Consider the following 20,481-nt stretch of genomic DNA (forward strand, 5'->3'; position numbering starts at 1 on the left):
CGGCAAATAGCTGAACCCACAACGTAATTCGCTGGACGATGAGGATGGTTGAGCGCAGCATGACCGACGTTCGTGGCACCGCTCAGAAGCCTGCCGTGCTGCCGGACGGGATCGGAAACGGCCATGGCGCCGGCACGCCGCTCGGGCTTGCGGCGCTGCTGGCGGGCACGCTGGTGGGAACCGTCAGCAACAACGTCGTAAATGTGCCACTCGGCGCCATCATCGACGAGTTCGACGCTCCACTGGGAAACGGAGTGTTCGTCGTGGTCGGCTTCCTGGTCTGCTTCGCCGCGACGATACCGCTGGCCGGCTGGTTCGGTGACCGATTTGGCCGCAGGCGCATCTACTGCGCGGCGCTCCTGGCGACCGCGGTCTGCGCCGTGGGCGCCGCGACTGCTCCCACACTGCCGCTGCTGATCGCCTGGCGCTCGCTGGGCGGGGTGGCCGCTGCCGCGTTCGCCCCGGCCGTCATGGGGCTGATCGCCTGGATGTTCTCCGGGCCGCGGAGGGGCCGGGCGATGGGAGCCTGGGCCTCGGTCAACGGGATAGGGCAGGCGGTCGGCCCGAGCCTGGGCGGCCTGGTCGCCGACTCCTGGGGCTGGCGCTGGGTGTTCGTCCCGCTGGTGCCGGTGGCGTTGGCGGGGTTTGTCGGGACGCTGCGATACGTGCCGCGATTCCCCGGAGTCCGGATGCCCTTCGACGTGGCCGGCGCGGCGGCGCTCACAATCGGCTCGGCGTTGCTGATGCTGGGCCTGGCACTGGTGCCCCAACCCGATGTCCCGGGTTGGCTGGTGGCCGGTGCCGTGGTGGGCGCGGTCGTCGCGCTGGTCTGGTTCGCCCGCCATTGTGCGCGGGCCAGGAACCCGTTCGTCGATGTCCGGCTGATCACCGAATCCCGGTTTGTCCGCAGCGGTCTGGCGGCATTCGCCCAGATGTTCTGCCTCGGAGCCACTTTGCTGGCGGTACCGCTGTATCTGGCGGGCCAGGGCGTGTCGATTTCGGCTGCCGGGATGATGCTGTTCGCGGTGCCGGCCACGATGGCGGTGCTCGGTCCTTTGGTGGGACGGTGGCAGGACCGGTTGGGGCCGCGGCGGGTGCTGCGTAGTGGCCTGCTGTTGCTTTTGATCGCCCAGGTCGGGATGGCTGTCGCGGTCGGGCAGAACGGTTTGGTGCTCGGCGCCCTGATCGCCGTGCTGATTATCGGGGGCGTGGGCATCTCGCTCGTGCAGACACCGGCGGCCACCGGCGCCACCCGCTCGCCGGCCGGTGAACAGGGAACCGGGCTGGGGCTGTTCAACCTGCTCCGCTTCGGCGGGTCCGCATGCGGTGCCGCGTGGGTTGCGGTAGCCCTGGACCTGGCCGCCTATCCGGCGGTGTTCATCGCCTGTGCGTTGATCGTGGCGCTGGGGCTGGCCGGTTCGTTCGTCGGTCCGGACCCGCGGCCTGCGTGATCAGCGAAAGCTCGCTTCCCGGTCGATGGCCGAGTGCACCTCGTCCAGGAGGTCCAGCCGGATCGCCAGCCACACAGTGAACTGGTTCTCCGGAACCCGGATGTCCATGCCGAGCAACCGCGAGATCCGGTCCAGTTTGGCCAGCATGGTGTTGCGGTGCACGTTGAGTACTCGTGCCGTGGCATTCACATTGCCGCCCTCGGCCAGATAGGCGCCGAGAGTCTCCAACAGATCAGGTCCGGATCGCAGCGGACCCAACACCTCCCGAACCAGCTGGCGGCTCTGGTCGGTCTCGGTCGCCTGTGCCAGCACGGTGAAACCGCGCAGTTCCTGGTAGGAGGTCGCCCCGGTGCGATGCAACCGACGGGCGATGCCGAGGGCAACGCGGGCATCCCGGTAGCTCTCCCGGACCTCACTGGCACCGCGGGCGGGCCGCCCGTAGGCCACCGGCGCGGGCAGGCCGCGGCGCCGCTCCAGCTCACGCGACATGGCCTCGGCGTATTCGGCCATCTCCCGGCGCATTTCGTCGTTGTCTTCCGCGCGCAGTGTGCGTACCACCACCAGGACGTCCCCGATCACGGTGACGTAGGCGTGTACCGACGGATGCGGCGCCAGGCCGGCCGCGTAGCGGGCCAGTCGCACCATGCTGGCCGTGGGGTTGTCCACCCGCCGCGGTAGCACGCCGGGAGCCACGAACACCGCGAAGCGGGCATCGAGCTCGATGTCGTGGTGTTCGGCGCGGGCGCGCATATCGTGCTCGCTGGAGAAACTGCCGTGCACCAGGGCCTGGACGAAGTCCCCACGGGCCCGCTCCTCGGCCTCGTCGACACTGCGTTGACGCAGCATCTCCGAGCCGACGATGGCGGTCGCCTGTTCGGTCAGCACCTCGTATCTGGCCAGGTCGTGCCTACCTGGAGTCGGGTCCGGGACCAGGATCGCCACCCAGCCCTCGAAAGACTTGCCGAGCCGGATGGCGCTCGCGACACAGGTCCAGGTGCTCTCGTGCAGTCCGGTGATCGGTTGTATCCGGGTGTCGTGGCCGTCGGAGCGTCGTTCGCCGGCGGGAACATCCGCCGTCACCATCGTCTTGATCGAAACGGAGAGTGGTGCAAGCGTTTCCGGAGGAAGCCCATTGTGTGCCACCACCTGGCCGCGGGCGTCGAGGGCGACTGCCGGGTTGCGGGCGAGATTGGAGACCTCCCGGATCAGGATCTCCATTCCGGCGCCGCGGTGGAACAGTCCGGCCAGGGAGGCGTGCACGTGCGTCGAGTACCGCATGACGTGCACCTCCTGACTGAGCGCGCGCTCGGCCAGCAGGCGGTTCAGTGCGGCGAAGCCGACCGGGATGCCGAGTTCGATGATCACCAGCCGTTCCGGCACCGGCCCCAGATCCGGTGGCACGACACCGTCCACCAGCAGTGTGGTGGCGCCCCGGGCGGCCAGGGCAGACAGTGCCGCACCGCCGGCCGCCAAGGACTCGGGGCGGGCGTACACCGCCACCGCATCGAGCGGATCATGCTGGAAGAGAAGCTCGTTGAGCGGCAACACCCAGCTCAGCTCCAAACCGAGCCGGTCGGCGCCCGCGACTACCCTGGCGCCGGACATCAGGGTCTCGTCGAGGAGACCCTGGATGGTCATCCGCCCGGTCTCGGCCGGTGGTGCTGTCATGTCAAACCCCGTGCTCTGTGGATGCTCCTGTATCGATTACCGGATAAGGCCGCCCGGCGGTTATGTGCAACTTAACCTGCATTCGCGCTCAGTTCAGGTCATATTAACCATCCCGCCTGCGAGCACGCGTTGATAGACATTCCAGCGTCAGCCGATACCGACTGCCGCGAGAGAGCGAGTCATCAATGCACCGAATTCACCGCATCAACCTCGACGACGCGTTGCCGCTGCTGGCCGCGGGTCGCGCCAAGGCCGAGGAGATCGGCGTCAAGCAAACGCTGTGCGTCTGCGACGACGGCGGCAATGTCCTTGCGCTGCACCGGTTGCCGGGGGCCCGGCTCACCGGGGTGGATATCGCGATCGCCAAAGCGTTCACCGCAGCCGGCCACGAACGCGCCACCCACTTGTTCAACGAGCCGCCCAACGGGCCCGCTCTGCCCGGCAACGAGGCCTTCGGTATCAGCCACATGCTGCCCGGCAAGTTCGCCATCTTCGTCGGCGGATTCCCCCTGGTCTTCGACGGTCAGATCGTGGGCGGCGTGGGGATCAGCGGAGGCAACGGCGAACAGGACAAGGCCGTCGGCGCGGCGATCCTGGCCGAGTTCGAAGCGCTGACCGCATCGGTTGCGCGAGCCTGACCCGCTACCGAGTGTGCACTCTGACCCGTCCGGGGGCTGATGGCCGGTGATTGTGACCATGGCCCGATCGGGCGGGATGTAACTAATCTTCTTGGCACCCAAGCTAATTCAAGAAAGGACGTATCATGACGCAACTGCTCGAACGTGATGAGTTTCGCGCCGAACTCGAGAACGCGATCAAAGGCCGAGAAGCCAAGAACGCGTCGTTCTCCAAAGCGTGGGCGGAGGGCAAGCTCAGCAAAGAGCACTTCGCCCGGTGGGCCGAGAACCACTACCACTACGTGGGCCCATTCGCGGACTACCTGGCCAACATCTACTCCAACACACCCGACGAGTTCACCGGCGCAAAGGATTTCACGCTGCAGAACATGTACGAGGAGGAGCTGGCTGACATCCGCCATACCGATCTGCTGATCAAGTTCGGTGAAGCCTGCGGGACGACCAAGGAACGCATCGAGGATCCCTCGAACATGAACGCCATCACCCGCGGGCTCCAGGCCTGGTGCTACGCGGTGTCGCAGCGCGAGCACTTCGTGGTGGCCACCGCAGCCCTGGTGGTGGGTCTGGAATCCCAGGTGCCCAGCATCTACACCAAGCAGATCGTGCCGCTGCGTGAGGTGTACGGGTTCAGCGAGGACGAGATCGAGTTTTTCGATCTGCACATCACCTCCGATGTGGTGCACGGTGAGCGCGGCTACCAGATCGTGCTCGACCACGCCGACACCCCGCAGTTGCAGCAGCGCTGCCTGCAGCTGGTGCGCTGGGGCGCCGAGATGCGCTTCTCATACACCAAGGGGCTGTACGACTACTACGTCGCACCCGACCTCGAATCGGTTTCCGCCTGACCCCTCCGCCGCCTCGGCAGAAAGGTAACGCCATGACCACGCAGTGGATCGCGGTGGCGAGCACCAAGGACCTCGCCCGGCGCCGCAAACTCCGGGTCGAAGTCGACGGCCTGGCCATCGCACTGTTCGAGGCGGCGGGACGGGTATATGCGTTCGCCGACAGCTGTATTCATCAAGACCGCTCCCTGGCCAAGGGCACCTTGCTGCACGGCAAGGTGATCTGCCCGGGCCATCAGTGGCAGTTCGACCTGGAGACGGGGTACGAGGAGGGGCAAGACCGCTGCCAACCCACCTACCCGGTCCGGGTCGAGGAGGAAATCATCTATGTCAACCCCACGGCACCGCTGGGCACCGTGGCTGCGGGAAGGGAAGCACGGGCATGACCGGCCGTACATTCGTAACCGTCGGGGCGGGGCAGGCGGCCGCCGTGGCGGCCCGCACCCTGCGCAGGCGCGGCTTCGACGGACGGATCGTCCTGGTCGGCGACGAGCCGCACGCGCCGTACCAGCGTCCGCCGCTGTCCAAGGAATTCCTCTCCGGCACAGACACATTCGAGTCGCTGCAGATCCTGCCGGAGAGCTGGCGCGCCGATTACGAGGTGGAAATCCTGACCGGGGTGGAGGTGACCCGGGTTGATCCGGGTAGCCGCCGGGTTGAACTGGCCGTGGGTGCTCCGATTCAGGCCGACGCGGTGCTGCTCGCCACCGGTGGTGAGCCCCGCGGCCTGCCTGTCCCCGGGCCCCGCCCTGACCTGGTGCACTACCTGCGCACCGTCGACGACGCGATCGCGCTGCAGCGCTCACTCACTCCGGGCGGTCGGCTGGCGATCATCGGGGCAGGCTTCATCGGGCTCGAAATAGCGGCCACTGCACGCGGTCTCGGAACCGAGGTGACCGTGCTGGAGACAGCGCCGGTACCGCTCGGAGGCATCATCGGGAAACGGCTGGGCGCAGAGGTGGCACGCATTCATCGCGACCACGGCATCGACATGCGCACCGGTGTCGCGGTCGACACCGTGCGGACCACCGCCGACGGCGTCGTCGTGGAATGCGGAGATGCGGGACCGCTCGAGGCCGACGCGGTGCTGATCGGCATCGGTATCCTCCCCAATACCGCGGTTGCTACTGCCTCGGGTCTGCACGTCGACGACGGCATCGTGGTCGATGCACAGGGACGGACCTCGATTCCGCACATCTACGCAGCGGGTGATGTCGCGCGGCGCTACTCTGCGCGGTCCGGACGCTATGTGCGATTCGAGCATTTCGACAATGCCAACAAGCAGGGCGCCGCGGTGGCCAACGCCATGCTCAGCCGTGACGCGGTCAACGACGACGCCCCATGGTTCTGGTCGGATCAATACGACCACAACTTCCAGTTCCTCGGTGAGGCTGCCGCCGAGCTGGTGATCCGCGGCAATCCCGCCGCCAACGACTTCACCGCCTTCTATCTCGACGGCGGCCTCCTGCGAGGAGTTTTCACCGCTGATCGGGGGGAAGACGTGATGGTCGGCCGAGAACTGCTCGGCCGCCGCATCGAACGTGGGGTGCTCGAAGACGAAGACACCGATCTCTGGGGACTGGCGGACACCGAGGAGGTGGCGTTGTGACCGCGCGAGCGAGGAACGGAAGTCCGTTCGAGGGAGCCAATTTCATTGACGGCCAATGGGTGCCCGCAGTCTCGGGCCGGACGTTCCAGAGGTGCAACCCCGCCGACCCCGACGACGTGATCGGCATCTTCCCGGCGTCGGGTGCCGCCGATGTCAGCGGGGCGGTCGACGCGTTGGAGAAGGCGGCCCCCGGATGGGCGCAGACCCCGCCAGAACGCCGGGCGGCGATCCTGGAATCCGCTGCCTCACAGTTGGAGTCGCAGGCGCCGGCGCTGATCACCGAGTTGATCCGGGAGGAGGGCAAGACCACCGCCGAGGCCACCATGGAGGTCAGCCGGACGCCGGCCAATCTGCGCTACTACGCCGGGGAAGCCACCCGGGCCACCGGCACCACCTATCCGACCGCAGGCGACGGCCTGGTCTACACGCTGCGCGAGCCGGTCGGCATCGTCGGCGCGATCACTCCGTGGAACTTCCCGTTCAACATCCCGTCGCGCAAGATCGGCCCCGCGCTTGCCGCAGGCAATCCGGTGCTGTTCAAGCCGTCGGAGATCACCCCGTTGATGGGGCAGCGTCTGGTCGAGGCCCTGCTGGACGGCGGCCTGCCGCCGGGTGCGATCGCGCTGGTGCAGGGCGACGGAGCTGCCGGGGCGGCCATTGCCGCCGAATCTCGGATCCCGGCAGTCACATTCACCGGATCAACGCAGGTCGGCCGGTCGATCCACACCGTGGTCGGCCCCCGGCGTCGCGTGCAACTGGAGATGGGCGGAAAGAACCCCGTCGTGGTCGCCGAGGACGCCGACATCGACGGTGCCGCGGCACTGATCGTGAAGGGTGCGTTCGGACTCAGCGGGCAGGCCTGCACCGGCACCAGCCGCGTCATCGCTGTGGATGCCGTTCACGACGCGCTGTTGGAGAAGGTGGTCGCCAAGGCCGAGAGGCTGAAGGTCGGCCCCGGGGACCAGCCCGGGGTGAACATGGGACCGCTGGCCAGCGCGGCTCAACTCGACAAGTTCCTGCACTACGTCCAAACCGGGGTGGCCGAAGGCGCCTCGCTGCGCTGCGGCGGCACCATCGTCGGTGATCGCGGATTCTTTGTCCGGCCGGCCGTTTTCGCCGATGCGATGCCCACCATGCGGATCGTCGCCGAGGAGGTGTTCGCGCCTCTGATCGCCTTCCAGAGGGCCGGCTCGCTGGACGAGGCGATAGATCTGGCGAACGCCACTGAGTTCGGGCTGAGTGCGGCGATCGTCACCGCTGACCTGGCCTCCGCCAGCCGGTTCGCGCACCGGTCCAAGACCGGTCTGGTCAAGATCAACCAGCCGACCACCGGTATGGCGATGAATGCCCCGTTCGGCGGTTACAAGGCCTCGAGCACCCAGACCTACAAGGAACAGGCCGGAGCGACCCTCATGGAGTTCTACACACTCGAGAAGACCGTCTACCTCACCCCGTCCGTTTAAACAGGAGCTGCAATGGAATTCACCCGAGTCGCCCGGTCAGGGCAGGTGCCCGAGGGGATTGTGCGCCGGTTCTTCGCCGGCGATCACGAATTCGCGGTGGCTCGTCTCAACGGCAAGGCCTACGCGACCTCCAACTACTGCACCCATCTGGACTGCATGCTCTCCTCGGGCAAACTTGTCGACGACGGTATCGGATGTTCTTGCCACGGAAGCGCATTCGACTTGGAAACCGGAGAGCCGATCTGTCCACCCGCCACCGTCGCGATCAAGACCTACCCTGTGCAGGAACGCGACGGGGAGATCTACGTCGGCGTGGAGCCAGGGGAGATCCCGGTCGGTCCGCGCCGCCGCCGCAAGGGGGCGTGATGGCCGCCGAAACCCACCCGGAGCAGCGGCCGCCGGCGCTGTCGCTGGGCGGGATGGTCAGTTCGAGTCATCCCGCCGCCAGTGCCGTCGGAGCCCGGGTGCTCGCCGCGGGCGGCAACGCCATCGACGCCACCCTGGCCATGGCGGCGCTCACCTGGCTGGTCCTGCCCGGCCAATGTGGAATCGGCGGTGACGCATTCGCGATGGTGCGTGAGCCCGACGGGCGGGTGTGGACGATCGGGGGGTCCGGCTTCGGCCCCGACGGCGGGACCATGTCGTTCTACCGCGATCAGGGCATGTCCACCATCCCGCTATATGGAGCACTGGGTGTCGCGGTCCCCGGTGCGCCCGCGGCGCTGGCCGGTCTGCACGCGCACGGTGCGAGCCTCGGCCTGCCCGAATTGTGGGAGCCCGCAGCCAGGCTCGCCGAAACCGGACTGCCGTGCTCGGCCAAGACGGCCACTGACGTGGGCGAGGCACTCACCGCGATCCGACGGGATCCCGGCCTGGCCGGGGTCTACGCGCCGGGCGGGAATGCGGCGCGGGTGGGGGACCGGTTGGTGCAGCCCGATCTCGCCCGCACCATCCGCCGGCTGGCTCATGACCCGGCCGACTTCTACACCGGCGATTTAGCCGGGCGTGCCGTCTCGATGCTTGGTGCGGCCGGCGCGCCGTTCACCGGCGACGAGTGGGCGGCCGCGGTCATCGCCGAACCCGAGACGGCGATCACCGGCCACTACGCGGGTGCCACCATCCACCAGACTCCGTTGCCCACGCCCGGCTGGATGGTGCTGCAGCAGGCTGCGCTGTGCGACGGCGTCCTCGGATCCGAGCCCTGGCTGGGCGCCGGTGCGATCGACCGGATGGCGCGGGCCGCCCGACTGGCCTTCCAGGATCGACTGGCGCTGTGTGGCAGCGACAATACTGGATGGCGTGATGTCCTGGATCCCAACCGGATTGCGCGGCAGCGCCGGGACCTGGCGAGCTCGAACGAGGACCGAATGGCGTTCTCGGTACGCGCCGGCGACACCACCTGCACCGCTGCCGTTGATGCGGAGGGGCGCGCGGTGTCCTTCATCCATTCACTCGGATTCACCTTCGGCGCCACCCTCACGGTGCCCGGTACCGGTGTGGTGCTGAACAACCGGCTGGGCCGAGGTGCCTACCTGATCCCAGGCCACCCCAACGAGGTGGCACCGCGACGGAAACCCCTCAACACACTCAACGCCTGGATTGCCACCGGCGCCCGGGACGAACTGCTGGCCCTGGGCAGCGTCCCAGGCGGCGACGGTCAGGTGCAGTGGAACATGCAGCTGCTCTCGCACTTGCTCGACCACGGATTGGATCCGGCCGCAGCGGTGGCCGCACCCCGGTTCACCGTGTTCCCCGGCTCCGACGCCGAGGTGATAGATCAGCCGACCGAGCTGCGTGTCGAGGACCGGATCGACGAGCCGACCCGGGAACAGTTGTGCGCCAACGGGCATCGGGTCGTCGTGCAGCCGGCCTATGGTGCCGGCGGTAGCGCCCAGGTGATCTGCCGGGACGAATGCGGGGTACTGAGCGGCGCCGCAGATCCGCGGCAGGAAGGTGTGGCGATCGGTGTCGACTGACCAGCCGGACGCACCCGCACCACAGGGCGACTACCGGAGCGCGTTGGTACACGACGGCGTTATCTACACCGCCGGCATGACACCGCGGGTCGACGGTGAGCTGAGTGTGCGAGGTGTCGTCGGGGCGACGCTCTCGGCGCAGCAAGCCCACGCCGCGGCTGGGATCGCGGCGGCCAATGCGTTGGCGGCGGCGCGTTCGGCGCTGCCGGCGGGTGTCGGAATCGACCGTATCCGCTGTATGCGGATGACGGTCTACATTGCTTGCGCGCCAACATTTCACGAGTTGTCAGCGGTGGCCGATGGCGCCTCGGCGCGGATCCGGGACGAACTCGGGGGCGATGCGCTGCCGGTGCGGTCGGCAATCGGGGTGCAAACTTTGCCATCGGGTTCTCCGGTCGAAATCGATTTGATCGCAGCGTTTTTCTGATGTCGAGGTGGCGTGAGTGAATGAGGTGCGCGCCGGTGGCGAATGTGTGCTAATCAATGCAGTGGGGCGTCAGTCGGAGAGAACCATTGAAAACGACTGAACACCAGAGTGTTACGGAAAAACAGCCCGAGCAGAACTACTGGATTGGATGGTGACGCCTGTGTCCGCGGCCCACTGGGTGTATCTGATCGGCCTCGCTGCACTGATAGCGACAGTGGTGGCCAAGAAGAACGTGATTGCCCCCGCGCTCATCGCCACCTTCCTCACCGGCCTGGTCTACCAGGGCAGTTTCACCATGGGACTGGGGTCGATCTTCAACGCGGCGATCGCCGGAACCCGGGAGCTGCTACCGGTGTTCATCATCATCGCGCTGGTCACCGCGATGCTCGGGGCGATGCGCGCGCTCGGTGCGGACACCTTGATGATCCGCCCGTTGAGCCGCTTCTTCCGCAACGGCCACGTCTCCTATGTACTGCTCGCGGTGGTGACCTTCCTGCTGTCGCTGGCATTCTGGCCCACCCCGGTACTGCCGCTGATTGCCGCGATCCTGCTGCCCGCCGCGCTGAGGGCCGGACTGTCACCGTTGGGTGCGGCATTGGCGATCGCCATCGCCGGGCAGGGCATGGCGCTCAGCTCGGACTACATCATGGGCGTGGCACCGGCATTGTCCGCCGAGGGCGCCCATGTCTCGGCCAGGATGATCGCCGACCGGGCTACCGTCATCGCCCTGATCGCCGGGGCGGTGGCGCTGTCGGTGGCCTACTTTCGTGATGTACGGACCAAGATGCTCGACCCGGACGCGGCCGCCGCAGTCGACCTGCCCGGCCTCGGTGCGTCCGGACCGGGCGCCGGCCCGGACCCGGCACCGGGCACCAAGGAGGCCGGCACCGAAAGCGCCCCGGCCGGGACCGGCGGGTCTGCCCACCGCGCTGTCACCGCGACCCTGACCGCCGCCCCGACGTCCGTGCCGGCCCCCGTCGCGGCGGGCCGGCCCTCGCCGAGGGCGCTGATCGTCGCGGTCGCCATCCCGGTGTTGTTCGCCGCGCTGCTGATGTTCATGCTCCTCGGCCGGTTCACCTCGCTTGTCCCCGACATCGACGAAGGGCTGGGCGCGCCCCTGGTGGGCGGCACCGCGGCACTCGCTCTGGTGGCAATCGCGTTGATCGCGAAGCGAAAAGACTGGCTGGGTGAGGTCGGGACGCACTTCACCGAGGGCATCACGTTCTCGTTTCGCACCATGGGAATGGTGATTCCCGTCGCCGGTTTCGTCTACATCGGGCTTGCCGACTATTCCGCGGGCATCCTGGGCCTGCCCGAGGGCGCCGATGCGCCGGCCTTCCTGTTCGACGCCGTCGCGCTGGTGCAACCGCACATCCCGCACGTGCCGGTGTTCGCGGCGTTCGCGATGCTGCTGATCGGGATGCTGATCGGGCTGGACGGCAACGGCTGGCCGGGGCTGCCGTTTACTGGCTCGATGGCCGGGGCACTGGGGGACGGCAGCACCGATGTGGCCACGCTGGCGGCCATCGCCCAGAACGGGGCCAGCTGGACCGGCGGCGGCACGCTGGTCATCTGGTCCTCGCTGATCGTCGTCGCCGGTCTGACCGGGGTCGGGGTGGTCGACCTGGCTCGGCGGTTGTTCATCCCGGTGGTGACCGGGTTGGTGGTGGCAACCGCCATCGCGGCGGCGGTGATGCTGTGAACGCCGCGCCGGCGGGTCGGGGCCGCACGGTGGTCGACACCGCCGCCGCCGTCAGATCGGGGGAGACCCCGGCAGTTGACATGGTCGGCGCGGCATTGGACCGGATCGAAGCCCGCGACGGCGCGATCGGCGCATTCGTTCACGTCGACGCCGAGGGCGCGATGGCCCGGGCCCTCGAGCTGGACCGGTTGGTGTCCCGCGGCGTCGATCCCGGTCCACTGGCCGGGGTTCCCTTGGGCGTCAAGGAACTTCACCCGGTCACCGGCTGGCCCTTTGCCATGGGCAGTGCGCTCTACGCCGACCGGGTCGCCGACCACACCTGCACATTGGTAACCCGGGCTGTAGCGGCCGGGGCAGTGCCGATCGGCCTCACCGCCTCACCGGAATTCGGGCGTGCCTCCTACACCGCATCCGAACTGCACGGCGTGACCCGCAATCCGTGGAACCCGCAGCTCACCCCGGGCGGCTCCAGCGGAGGCTCGGCGGCCGCAGTGGCCGCAGACATGGTGCCGATCGCCACCGGCACCGACGGTGCGGGCTCGCTGCGTATTCCGGCCTCCTACTGCGCGCTGGTCGGGTTCAAGACCACCTACGGCCTGGTGCCACGCGGCCCCCGGCACCGCGGCGCCGCCGACAACGACCACTACGGCGCGCTGACCCGCACGGTCCGCGACACCGCCAGGTTCCTGGACTGCGTCTGCGGCATCGACCCCTATGACCGCGGGTCGCTGCCGGCGCCAGGGAGCTTCGAACGCGGTCTGGACGCAGACCTGCGCGGGTTGCGTGTCGCATTCACCCCGGACCTGGGCAACGCGCCGTGTGACCCGGCGGTGGCCGAGGTAGTCCAGGGGGCTGCCGAGCGGTTCATCGCCGCGGCCGGCGCGGTGCGCGTGCGCGCCGGGCTGCAGGTGGACCCGGCCTGCGGAGTTGCTTACCGGACCCTGTCGGGGCTCGATGTATACGCCCAGGTGCGCGACGCGCCAGCGGGTCGGGCCATCCACCCCACGCTGCGCGGATACCTCGATGCCACGTCGCGGGTGGATGCCGACGCGCTCGCTGATGCGCACGAGATACGCGCCCGCCTGGTCGCCACCATGGCGGAGGCATTCGAGGGTTTCGATCTGCTGCTCACGCCGGCCACCCAGGTCCCGGCATTCCCCGCCGCGGGGCCGATGCCCACCGAGATCGCCGGGCAGCCGGTGGACCACTGGGGTGCGCTGGCCATCACCTTCCCGTTCAACCTGACCGGGCACCCAGCCGTCTCGGTGCCCGCCGGTACCGTGGGCGGTGCGCCGGTCGGTCTGCAGATCGTCGGGCATCGCCACGCCGATGCCCTGGTCTTGGCGGCTGCCGCGCTGGTAGAGGGCCTCTGCCTCTGATACCGGGTCGCCGATCTGCCGCGATTTGGCGCATTAGCCGTGCTCACCTAGTATGTAGGGGTTGCCTTGGGCAGACCTCGGTTGACTGCTGTTCTGAGTCAGCCCCGCGTGCCCTTCGGAAACAAAGACCGCGCACGTCCAGGTCGGTATCTGGCGTGCATACAAAACCAGGTCAGGAGATCGAGTGATTCAGCAGGAATCGCGGTTGAAGGTCGCCGACAACACGGGCGCCAAGGAGATCTTGTGCATCCGCGTGCTCGGCGGCTCATCGCGACGCTATGCCGGTATCGGCGACATCATCGTCGCGACCGTCAAAGACGCCATCCCGGGCGGCAACGTCAAGCGTGGCGATGTCGTCAAGGCCGTTGTGGTTCGCACCGTCAAGGAGCGCCGCCGCGCTGACGGCAGCTACATCAAGTTCGACGAGAACGCGGCCGTCATCATCAAGGCCGACAACGACCCCCGCGGTACCCGCATCTTCGGGCCGGTCGGTCGCGAACTGCGCGAGAAGAAGTTCATGAAGATCGTCTCGCTGGCCCCGGAGGTTTTGTAAATGAAGGTCCACAAGGGCGACACCGTGCTGGTGGTGTCTGGCAAGGACAAGGGCGCGAAGGGCAAGGTCATCGAGGCCTACCCGACCCGCGACAAGGTCCTGGTCGAGGGAGTCAACCGGATCAAGAAGCACACCGCGCAGTCTCAGAACGAGCGCGGCGCATCGTCGGGCGGCATCGTGACCCAGGAGGCCGCGATCCACGTGTCCAACGTGATGGTCGTCGACTCCGACGGCAAGCCGACCCGCGTGGGTTACCGCGTCGATGAGGAGACCGGCAAGAAGGTCCGCATCGCCAAGACCAATGGCAAGGACATCTGATGACTGCACCAGAGAAGGTTCAGCCCCGGCTGAAGCAGCGCTACCGCGAAGAGATCCGTGAGTCGCTGCAGAAGCAGTTCGAGTTCGACAACGTCATGCAGATCCCGGGTGTCGTCAAGGTTGTCGTCAACATGGGCGTCGGCGACGCCGCCCGTGACGCCAAGCTGATCAACGGCGCCGTCGCGGACCTGGCCCTGATCACCGGCCAGAAGCCGGAGATCCGCAAGGCCCGCAAGTCCATCGCACAGTTCAAGCTGCGCGAGGGCATGCCCATCGGTGCCCGCGTGACCCTGCGCGGCGACCGGATGTGGGAATTCCTCGACCGGCTGATCTCCATCGCGCTGCCCCGTATCCGCGACTTCCGCGGCCTGAACGCCAAGCAATTCGACGGCACCGGCAACTACACCTTCGGCCTCAACGAGCAGTCGATGTTCCACGAGATCGACGTGGATTCCATCGACCGTCCCCGCGGCATGGACATCACTGTGGTCACCTCGGCGACCAACGACGACGAAGGCCGTGCGCTGCTGAAGGCGCTGGGCTTCCCCTTCAAGGAGAACTGAGCACATGGCAAAGAAGGCGCTGGTCCACAAGGCCAACAAGAAGCCCAAGTTTGCGGTTCGCGCGTACACGCGGTGCAACAAGTGCGGTCGCCCGCACTCGGTTTACCGCAAGTTCGGGCTGTGCCGTATCTGCCTGCGCGAGATGGCGCACGCGGGTGAGCTGCCCGGCGTGCAGAAGTCGAGCTGGTAACAGCACGACACGCGCACCGCGCGCAGCAGACCACAGACCCAATCCAACAGGTTGCGGAAGGCCCTGAAAGGGGAACCGCCGCGAGAAAGGTGAGCCGGTTGTCATGACGATGACTGACCCGATCGCAGACTTTTTGACACGTCTGCGCAACGCCAATTCGGCGTATCACGACGAGGTGACTCTGCCCCACTCGAAGATCAAGGCGAACATCGCCGAGATCCTCAAGAAAGAGGGCTACATCTCCGATTACCGCACCGAGGATGCCCGCGTCGGCAAGTCCCTGGTGGTGTCGCTCAAGTACGGCCCCAGCCGTGAGCGCAGCATCGCCGGCCTGCGTCGCGTGAGCAAGCCCGGTCTGCGGGTTTACGCAAAGTCCACCAATCTGCCTCGGGTGCTCGGCGGCCTGGGCGTGGCGATCATCTCCACGTCCTCGGGCCTGCTCACCGACCGTCAGGCGGCACGAAGCGGCGTGGGCGGCGAAGTCCTCGCCTACGTGTGGTGAGGGGATAGAAGACATGTCGCGTATTGGTAAGCAGCCGGTCCTGGTTCCCGCCGGGGTCGATGTGACGATTGACGGCCGCAATGTCTCGGTCAAGGGGCCCAAGGGCACCCTGACCCTCGACATCGCCGAGCCGATCACCGTCGAGCGCAACGACGACGGCGCCATTGTGGTCAGCCGTCCCGATGACGAGCGGCGCAGCCGCTCCCTGCACGGGCTCTCCCGCACCCTGGTGGCCAACCTGGTCACCGGTGTCACCGAGGGCTACACCCGCAAGATGGAGATCTTCGGCGTCGGCTACCGCGTGCAGCTCAAGGGTTCCAACCTGGAGTTCGCACTCGGTTACAGCCATCCCGTGGTGATCGAGGCGCCCGAGGGCATCACGTTCGCCGTCGAGACGCCCACCAAGTTCTCGATCACAGGTATCGACAAGCAGAAGGTCGGTCAGATCTCCGCGGTCATCCGCCGCCTGCGCCGCCCCGACCCGTACAAGGGCAAGGGCGTGCGTTACGAGGGTGAGCAGATCCGCCGCAAGGTCGGAAAGACAGGTAAGTAACCATGGCTAGCAAAACAGAAGCCACGGCAGCGGCGCAGCGTAAGCCGGTGGGGCAGAACATCTCCGAGACCCGTCGTAACTCTCGGCTGCGTCGGCACGCCCGGTTGCGCAAGAAGGTCTCCGGCACCGCCCAGACCCCGCGCCTGGTGGTCAACCGCTCGGCACGGCACATCCACGTCCAGCTCGTCGACGACCTGGAAGGCGTCACTCTGGCGGCTGCCTCGTCGATCGAGCCCGACGTGCGTGCCGTCGAGGGCGACAAGAAGGCGCACAGTGTTCGGGTCGGTCAGCTGATCGCCGAGCGCGCCAAGGCCGCAGGTGTCGACACCGTCGTGTTCGACCGTGGTGGCTACACCTATGGCGGCCGGATCGCCGCGCTGGCGGACGCCGCGCGCGAGGGCGGGCTGAAATTCTGATGACTGTCAACGAGAGGATTGCATGATGGCCGAGCAGGCAACTGGTGCCGGCGGCCCGGGCGCTTCCGACAACCGTGGTGGCCGCGGCCGCCGCGACGACCGCGGTGGCCGTGGTGGCCGCGACAGCGGTGAGAAGAGCAACTACATCGAGCGCGTGGTGTCGATCAACCGCGTCTCCAAGGTGGTCAAGGGTGGTCGGCGCTTCAGCTTCACCGCGCTGGTCATCGTCGGTGACGGCAAGGGCATGGTCGGCGTCGGCTACGGCAAGGCCAAGGAAGTTCCCGCCGCCATTGCCAAGGGCGTCGAGGAGGCTCGCAAGAGCTTCTTCCGGGTTCCGCTGATCGGCGGCACCATCGTCCATCCGGTTCAGGGTGAGGCCGCTGCGGGTGTGGTGATGCTGCGTCCGGCCAGCCCCGGTACCGGTGTGATCGCCGGCGGTGCGGCTCGCGCGGTGCTGGAGTGCGCCGGCGTGCACGACATCCTGGCCAAGTCGCTGGGCAGCGACAACGCGATCAACGTGGTGCATGCCACCGTTGCCGCGCTGAAGATGATCCAGCGGCCGGAAGAGGTGGCGGCCCGTCGCGGTCTGCCCCTCGAGGACGTTGCGCCGGCCGGCATGCTGAAGGCCCGGCGTGAGAGCGAAGCGCTGGCTGCCGCAGCAGCGCGTGAGGGATCGGCATAACCATGGCAGAGCTCAAGATCACCCAGGTGCGCGGAACCATCGGCGCACGTTGGAAGCAGCGCGAAAGCCTGCGGACCCTGGGGCTGAAGAAGATTCGTCAGTCCGTGGTTCGTGAGGACAACGCGCAGACCCGCGGTCTGATCAAGGCCGTTCATCACCTTATCGAGGTGGAAGAGGTGAAGTCCTGATGTCTGTTATCAAGCTTCACGACCTGCGGCCCGCCCCCGGAGAGAAGAAGGCCAAGACCCGCGTCGGTCGTGGTGAGGGCTCCAAGGGTAAGACCGCCGGTCGTGGTACCAAGGGCACCAAGGCCCGCAAGAACGTCCCCGCGACGTTCGAGGGTGGCCAGATGCCGATCCACATGCGGCTCCCGAAGCTCAAGGGCTTCAAGAACCGCTTCCGTACCGAGTACGAGGTCGTCAATGTCGGCGACATCGCCAAGGTCTTCCCGCAGGGTGGCACCATCGGTGTCGACGAGCTGGTGGCCAAGGGCCTGGTTCGCAAGAACTCCCTGGTGAAGGTGCTCGGCGACGGCAAGCTGGCCGTCAAGGTCGACGTGACCGCCAACAAGTTCAGCGGTAGTGCCCGTGAGGCCATCACTGCTGCCGGCGGTTCGGCCACCGAGCTCTAACTTTTTCTGCGCGAGCAGACACAAAACTGCCCCAAGACTTCGGTTTTGGGGCAGTTTTGTGTCTGCTCGGCAAACTAGGTGAGGTGCGGAATCACGTCGGCGGCCAATCGCTCCATCTGCTCGCGATCCTCGGTGATCGTCGCGCCCGTGGGATTGAGCAGGATGGTCTGCGCGCCTGCGTCCAGAACCTCGCGCAGGCCCCGCACCACCTCGTCCGCTGTACCGGCCACCGCCACATCCGCCAGTCCCGGCCGGTCTCCGTAGATCCGCGCCAGGCCCGCGTCCACCCGCTCTCTGGCGCGGGCGCCGTCGTCGTCGACGATCAGGTACACCCGCTTGCCGATCCGGAATGCGCTCGGGTCCTTGCCCTGTTCGTCGATCTCCCGGCGCACCGTGCGCACCGATTCGGCGAAGGCCGCGGTGGTTGAGGAGCCGGCGCCCAGAAATGCGTCACCATGCCTCACGGCCCGGGCCAGTGCTGCCGGGGCATTGGCTCCGAACCAGATCGGCGGATGCGGACGCTGAACGGGTTTGGGACTGATGGCCAGGTCGTCGACATCGCGGAACCGGCCGTGGAAGGTGATGCGGGGCTCGTCCGACCAGGCGGCCTTCATCAACTCGAGGCCTTCGGTGAAGCTGGAGACGAAGGTCGAGGGGTCCACCCCGAAGGCCGGGAACTGCCGGAAGCCTCCGCCGGGCGCCACGCCGACGTCGAGGCGGCCGTGGCTGAGCCGGTCCGCGGCGGTGATCGCAGAAGCCAGCTGCAGCGGATCGTGCAGTGAGGTGACGAGGACCGCCACCCCCAACCGCAGCGTCGTGGTGACCGCAGCGGCGTAGGACAGCAGCTCCAGCGGGGCGATCGTCGGTGCCGGTCCCACGGTCTGCTCGATCGTCCAACCGCCCTCGAATCCGAGTTCCTCGGCGCGGGCCAGATATGCCTTGAAACCCGCGTCGTCGAAGCCGTCGTGGTCGAGTTGCGGGAGCGAGATGGAAAACGTCACCCGTATCACGGTACGACGGTGCGCCCGGACCGGACCGATTTCTCGTCGGCGCGCGCAGAATCCACCGATCGGTAGGCTCGTTCCATGTTCGCCTTTCTCCCACGAATTCCCGGCCAGGACGATCTGAAGACATTGGTCCGGCGCGTTGACACGGCCCGGCACAACGGAGTTCCCAGCGGGTGCGTACTGGAGTTGGACCTGCAGTCCACACCGGCGGAGACCAGCGGCTTCGATCCGCTGGCCGTGATCGCGGGTGGGGGTCGCCCGCTGCTCCTGCGGCAGACCGTCGCGGCGATCCACCGCGCCGCCGAGGACGATCGGGTCGCCGGGCTGATTGCACGGGTGCAACTGCCCGCTGCCGCACCGGGCGCCGTGCAGGAATTGCGCGATGCCATCGCAGCGTTCAGCGACGTCAAGCCCACGTTGGCCTGGGCGGAGACGTACCCGGGCACGCTGTCCTACTACCTGGCATCGGCGTTTCGCGAGGTGTGGATGCAGCCGTCGGGCTCGGTCGGTCTGGTCGGTTTCGCCACCAACGCGACGTTCCTGCGTGATGCGCTCGACAAGGCGGGTATCGAGGCACAGTTCGTGGCACGCGGTGAATACAAGTCCGCCGCAAACGTTTTCACCGAGGACCGCTACACCGATGCCCAACGCGAGGCTGACGGCCGCATGATCGAGAGCCTGCAGTCGCAGGTGTGGCAGGCCATCGCCGAATCACGGCAACTTCCCGTCGACACGATCAACGCGCTGGCCGACAGAGCCCCGGTGCTGCGCGACGATGCGGTCACCGCCGGCCTGGTCGACCGGATCGGTTTCCGTGACGAGGCCTATTCGCGGATCGGTGAACTGTCCGGCGGCCCGGTCGAGGCCGGCGCGGATGCCGACAGTCACCCGGATGCTCTTCCGCGCCTTTACCTTTCGCGTTACGCGCGGACTGCTCCCAAAGTGCCGGTACCGCCGATACCCGGTCGCAAGGCCAAGCCCACCGTCGCCGTGGTGACCCTGCACGGGCCTATCGTGAGCGGCCGCGGCGGCCCACAGATTCTGCCGTTCGGTGGCTCCAATGCCGGTGGTGACACGATCGCGGCCGCCCTGCGTGAGGCCGCAGCCGACGACGACGTGTCGGCGATCGTGCTTCGGGTGGACAGCCCCGGCGGCTCGGTCACCGGGTCGGAAACCATTTGGCGCGAGGTGGTTCGGGCCCGTGAGCGCGGCAAGCCGGTCGTCGCCTCGATGGGTTCGGTCGCGGCGTCGGGCGGTTACTACGTGTCGATGGCGGCCGACGAGATCGTGGCCAACGCGGGCACCATCACCGGATCCATCGGCGTGATCACCGGCAAGTTGATATCGCGCGAGCTCAAGGACAAGCTCGGGGTCGGATCGGATTCCCTGCGTACCAACCCCAATGCCGATGCCTGGTCGTCGAACTCGCCGTTCACCGATGAGCAGCGCGCCCAGATCGAAGCCGAGACCGATCTGTGCTACACCGATTTCATCTCGCGGGTGGCCGAGGGCCGCAAACTGTCGGTCGAACAGGTCGACGGTGTGGCCCGGGGACGGATCTGGACCGGGGCCGACGCCAAGGAGCGCGGTCTCGTCGACGAACTCGGTGGGCTGCGAACCGCGATCATCCGGGCCAAGGTCCTGGCCGGGCTGGAACCCGACACCAAGGTGCGGGTGCTGAACTACCCGGGCTCCTCCTGGCTGGACATGTTGCGGCCCAAGCCTTCCTCGCAGCCGGCAGCGGCGTCGTTGCCGCAGGCGGTCGGCAGCCTGCTCGGCCAGTCGGTCGCGGGCGCGCTCGAAAGTGCCGGGCGGACGTTCACCGGGGCCAACGCGCTCTGGCTGGGCGAATACCGATTTTGACGCAGGAGATAATTGCGACAGGGTAACTCCGCGGTGCACAGCCCACAG

The 20,481-nt window shown here is 67.4% G+C and carries 24 protein-coding genes; 22 read left to right on the forward strand and 2 right to left on the reverse strand.

Translation table 11 applies throughout. The annotated features are described in order from the left end of the window. The first annotated feature begins 59 nt into the window (after positions 1 to 59). A complete protein-coding gene (locus H977_RS0105325; protein WP_029106874.1) occupies positions 60 to 1,451 on the forward strand; it encodes an MFS transporter in 1,392 nt (463 codons plus the stop codon). On the opposite strand, the gene H977_RS0105330 is transcribed toward H977_RS0105325, so the two are convergent. Next, positions 1,452 to 3,119 carry a PucR family transcriptional regulator gene (locus H977_RS0105330; protein ID WP_029106875.1) on the reverse strand — a complete coding sequence of 556 codons (1,668 nt, stop codon included), beginning with the start codon at positions 3,117 to 3,119 and terminating at the stop codon, positions 1,452 to 1,454. It abuts the gene before it with no gap. A gap of 185 nt (positions 3,120 to 3,304) precedes the next feature. Here H977_RS0105330 and H977_RS0105335 point away from each other — a divergent pair, with 185 nt between their 5' ends. The 20 genes from H977_RS0105335 to rplO all read left to right on the forward strand — a co-directional run bounded on the left by H977_RS0105335 (position 3,305) and on the right by rplO (position 17,563). Continuing rightward, complete coding sequence (locus H977_RS0105335; protein WP_029106876.1) at positions 3,305 to 3,757, forward strand: GlcG/HbpS family heme-binding protein; 453 nt, start codon at positions 3,305 to 3,307, stop codon at positions 3,755 to 3,757. Between the two features lie 125 nt (positions 3,758 to 3,882). Beyond that, positions 3,883 to 4,602, forward strand: a complete 720-nt coding sequence (locus H977_RS0105340; RefSeq protein WP_029106877.1) for an iron-containing redox enzyme family protein — start codon at positions 3,883 to 3,885, stop codon at positions 4,600 to 4,602. 32 nt (positions 4,603 to 4,634) lie between these two features. Then, positions 4,635 to 4,985 carry a Rieske (2Fe-2S) protein gene (locus tag H977_RS0105345; protein WP_029106878.1) on the forward strand — a complete coding sequence of 117 codons (351 nt, stop codon included), beginning with the start codon at positions 4,635 to 4,637 and terminating at the stop codon, positions 4,983 to 4,985. After that, complete coding sequence (locus tag H977_RS0105350) at positions 4,982 to 6,208, forward strand: NAD(P)/FAD-dependent oxidoreductase (RefSeq protein ID WP_029106879.1); 1,227 nt, start codon at positions 4,982 to 4,984, stop codon at positions 6,206 to 6,208. Before H977_RS0105345 ends, H977_RS0105350 begins: the two co-directional genes overlap by 4 nt. After that, entirely contained in the window at positions 6,205 to 7,671 is a 1,467-nt protein-coding gene (locus tag H977_RS0105355; RefSeq protein WP_051288685.1) for an aldehyde dehydrogenase family protein, read from the forward strand. The genes H977_RS0105350 and H977_RS0105355 overlap by 4 nt, the downstream gene beginning before the upstream one ends. Before the next feature lie 12 nt (positions 7,672 to 7,683). Continuing rightward, a complete protein-coding gene (locus tag H977_RS0105360; protein ID WP_029106881.1) occupies positions 7,684 to 8,037 on the forward strand; it encodes a Rieske (2Fe-2S) protein in 354 nt (117 codons plus the stop codon). After that, positions 8,037 to 9,647 carry a gamma-glutamyltransferase family protein gene (locus H977_RS0105365; protein WP_029106882.1) on the forward strand — a complete coding sequence of 537 codons (1,611 nt, stop codon included), beginning with the start codon at positions 8,037 to 8,039 and terminating at the stop codon, positions 9,645 to 9,647. Before H977_RS0105360 ends, H977_RS0105365 begins: the two co-directional genes overlap by 1 nt. Next, positions 9,637 to 10,074, forward strand: coding sequence for a RidA family protein (locus H977_RS0105370; protein WP_029106883.1), 438 nt, complete (start codon positions 9,637 to 9,639; stop codon positions 10,072 to 10,074). The genes H977_RS0105365 and H977_RS0105370 overlap by 11 nt, the downstream gene beginning before the upstream one ends. Positions 10,075 to 10,234: 160 nt before the next feature. Beyond that, positions 10,235 to 11,776, forward strand: coding sequence for a hypothetical protein (locus H977_RS0105375; RefSeq protein WP_051288686.1), 1,542 nt, complete (start codon positions 10,235 to 10,237; stop codon positions 11,774 to 11,776). After that, entirely contained in the window at positions 11,773 to 13,155 is a 1,383-nt protein-coding gene (locus tag H977_RS32605) for an amidase (protein WP_051288687.1), read from the forward strand. Before H977_RS0105375 ends, H977_RS32605 begins: the two co-directional genes overlap by 4 nt. Before the next feature lie 184 nt (positions 13,156 to 13,339). Then, on the forward strand, positions 13,340 to 13,708 hold the full coding sequence (rplN, locus tag H977_RS0105385) for a 50S ribosomal protein L14 (RefSeq protein ID WP_029106885.1): 369 nt from the start codon (positions 13,340 to 13,342) through the stop codon (positions 13,706 to 13,708). Further along, the gene (gene rplX / locus H977_RS0105390) at positions 13,709 to 14,026 is read left to right on the forward strand and encodes a 50S ribosomal protein L24 (RefSeq protein ID WP_003883431.1); all 318 of its coding nucleotides are present in this window, start codon (positions 13,709 to 13,711) and stop codon (positions 14,024 to 14,026) included. It abuts the gene before it with no gap. Further along, complete coding sequence (gene rplE / locus H977_RS0105395) at positions 14,026 to 14,589, forward strand: 50S ribosomal protein L5 (RefSeq protein ID WP_029106886.1); 564 nt, start codon at positions 14,026 to 14,028, stop codon at positions 14,587 to 14,589. The genes rplX and rplE overlap by 1 nt, the downstream gene beginning before the upstream one ends. Before the next feature lie 4 nt (positions 14,590 to 14,593). Further along, positions 14,594 to 14,779, forward strand: coding sequence for a type Z 30S ribosomal protein S14 (locus H977_RS0105400; RefSeq protein WP_003892855.1), 186 nt, complete (start codon positions 14,594 to 14,596; stop codon positions 14,777 to 14,779). Positions 14,780 to 14,882: 103 nt separating this feature from the next. After that, positions 14,883 to 15,281, forward strand: coding sequence for a 30S ribosomal protein S8 (gene rpsH, locus H977_RS0105405; protein ID WP_029106887.1), 399 nt, complete (start codon positions 14,883 to 14,885; stop codon positions 15,279 to 15,281). 13 nt (positions 15,282 to 15,294) lie between these two features. Beyond that, positions 15,295 to 15,834, forward strand: coding sequence for a 50S ribosomal protein L6 (gene rplF / locus H977_RS0105410; protein WP_029106888.1), 540 nt, complete (start codon positions 15,295 to 15,297; stop codon positions 15,832 to 15,834). A gap of 2 nt (positions 15,835 to 15,836) precedes the next feature. After that, positions 15,837 to 16,250 carry a 50S ribosomal protein L18 gene (rplR, locus tag H977_RS0105415; RefSeq protein WP_036475169.1) on the forward strand — a complete coding sequence of 138 codons (414 nt, stop codon included), beginning with the start codon at positions 15,837 to 15,839 and terminating at the stop codon, positions 16,248 to 16,250. Positions 16,251 to 16,275: 25 nt separating this feature from the next. Then, positions 16,276 to 16,932 (forward strand): 30S ribosomal protein S5, encoded by a 657-nt coding sequence (rpsE, locus tag H977_RS0105420; protein ID WP_081681647.1) that lies wholly within the window; start codon positions 16,276 to 16,278, stop codon positions 16,930 to 16,932. Positions 16,933 to 16,934: 2 nt separating this feature from the next. After that, positions 16,935 to 17,120: a 50S ribosomal protein L30 gene (gene rpmD, locus H977_RS0105425; protein ID WP_029106891.1), complete on the forward strand. Its 186-nt coding sequence runs from the start codon at positions 16,935 to 16,937 to the stop codon at positions 17,118 to 17,120. Continuing rightward, a complete protein-coding gene (rplO, locus tag H977_RS0105430; protein ID WP_029106892.1) occupies positions 17,120 to 17,563 on the forward strand; it encodes a 50S ribosomal protein L15 in 444 nt (147 codons plus the stop codon). Before rpmD ends, rplO begins: the two co-directional genes overlap by 1 nt. A gap of 74 nt (positions 17,564 to 17,637) precedes the next feature. On the opposite strand, the gene H977_RS0105435 is transcribed toward rplO, so the two are convergent. Then, entirely contained in the window at positions 17,638 to 18,564 is a 927-nt protein-coding gene (locus tag H977_RS0105435) for an LLM class flavin-dependent oxidoreductase (protein WP_029106893.1), read from the reverse strand. A gap of 84 nt (positions 18,565 to 18,648) precedes the next feature. Here H977_RS0105435 and sppA point away from each other — a divergent pair, with 84 nt between their 5' ends. Further along, entirely contained in the window at positions 18,649 to 20,433 is a 1,785-nt protein-coding gene (gene sppA, locus H977_RS0105445) for a signal peptide peptidase SppA (protein WP_029106894.1), read from the forward strand. Positions 20,434 to 20,481 lie beyond the last annotated feature (48 nt).

The sequence above is a fragment of the Mycobacterium sp. URHD0025 genome, from assembly GCF_000426065.1.
Classification (GTDB): Bacteria; Actinomycetota; Actinomycetes; order Mycobacteriales; family Mycobacteriaceae; genus Mycobacterium.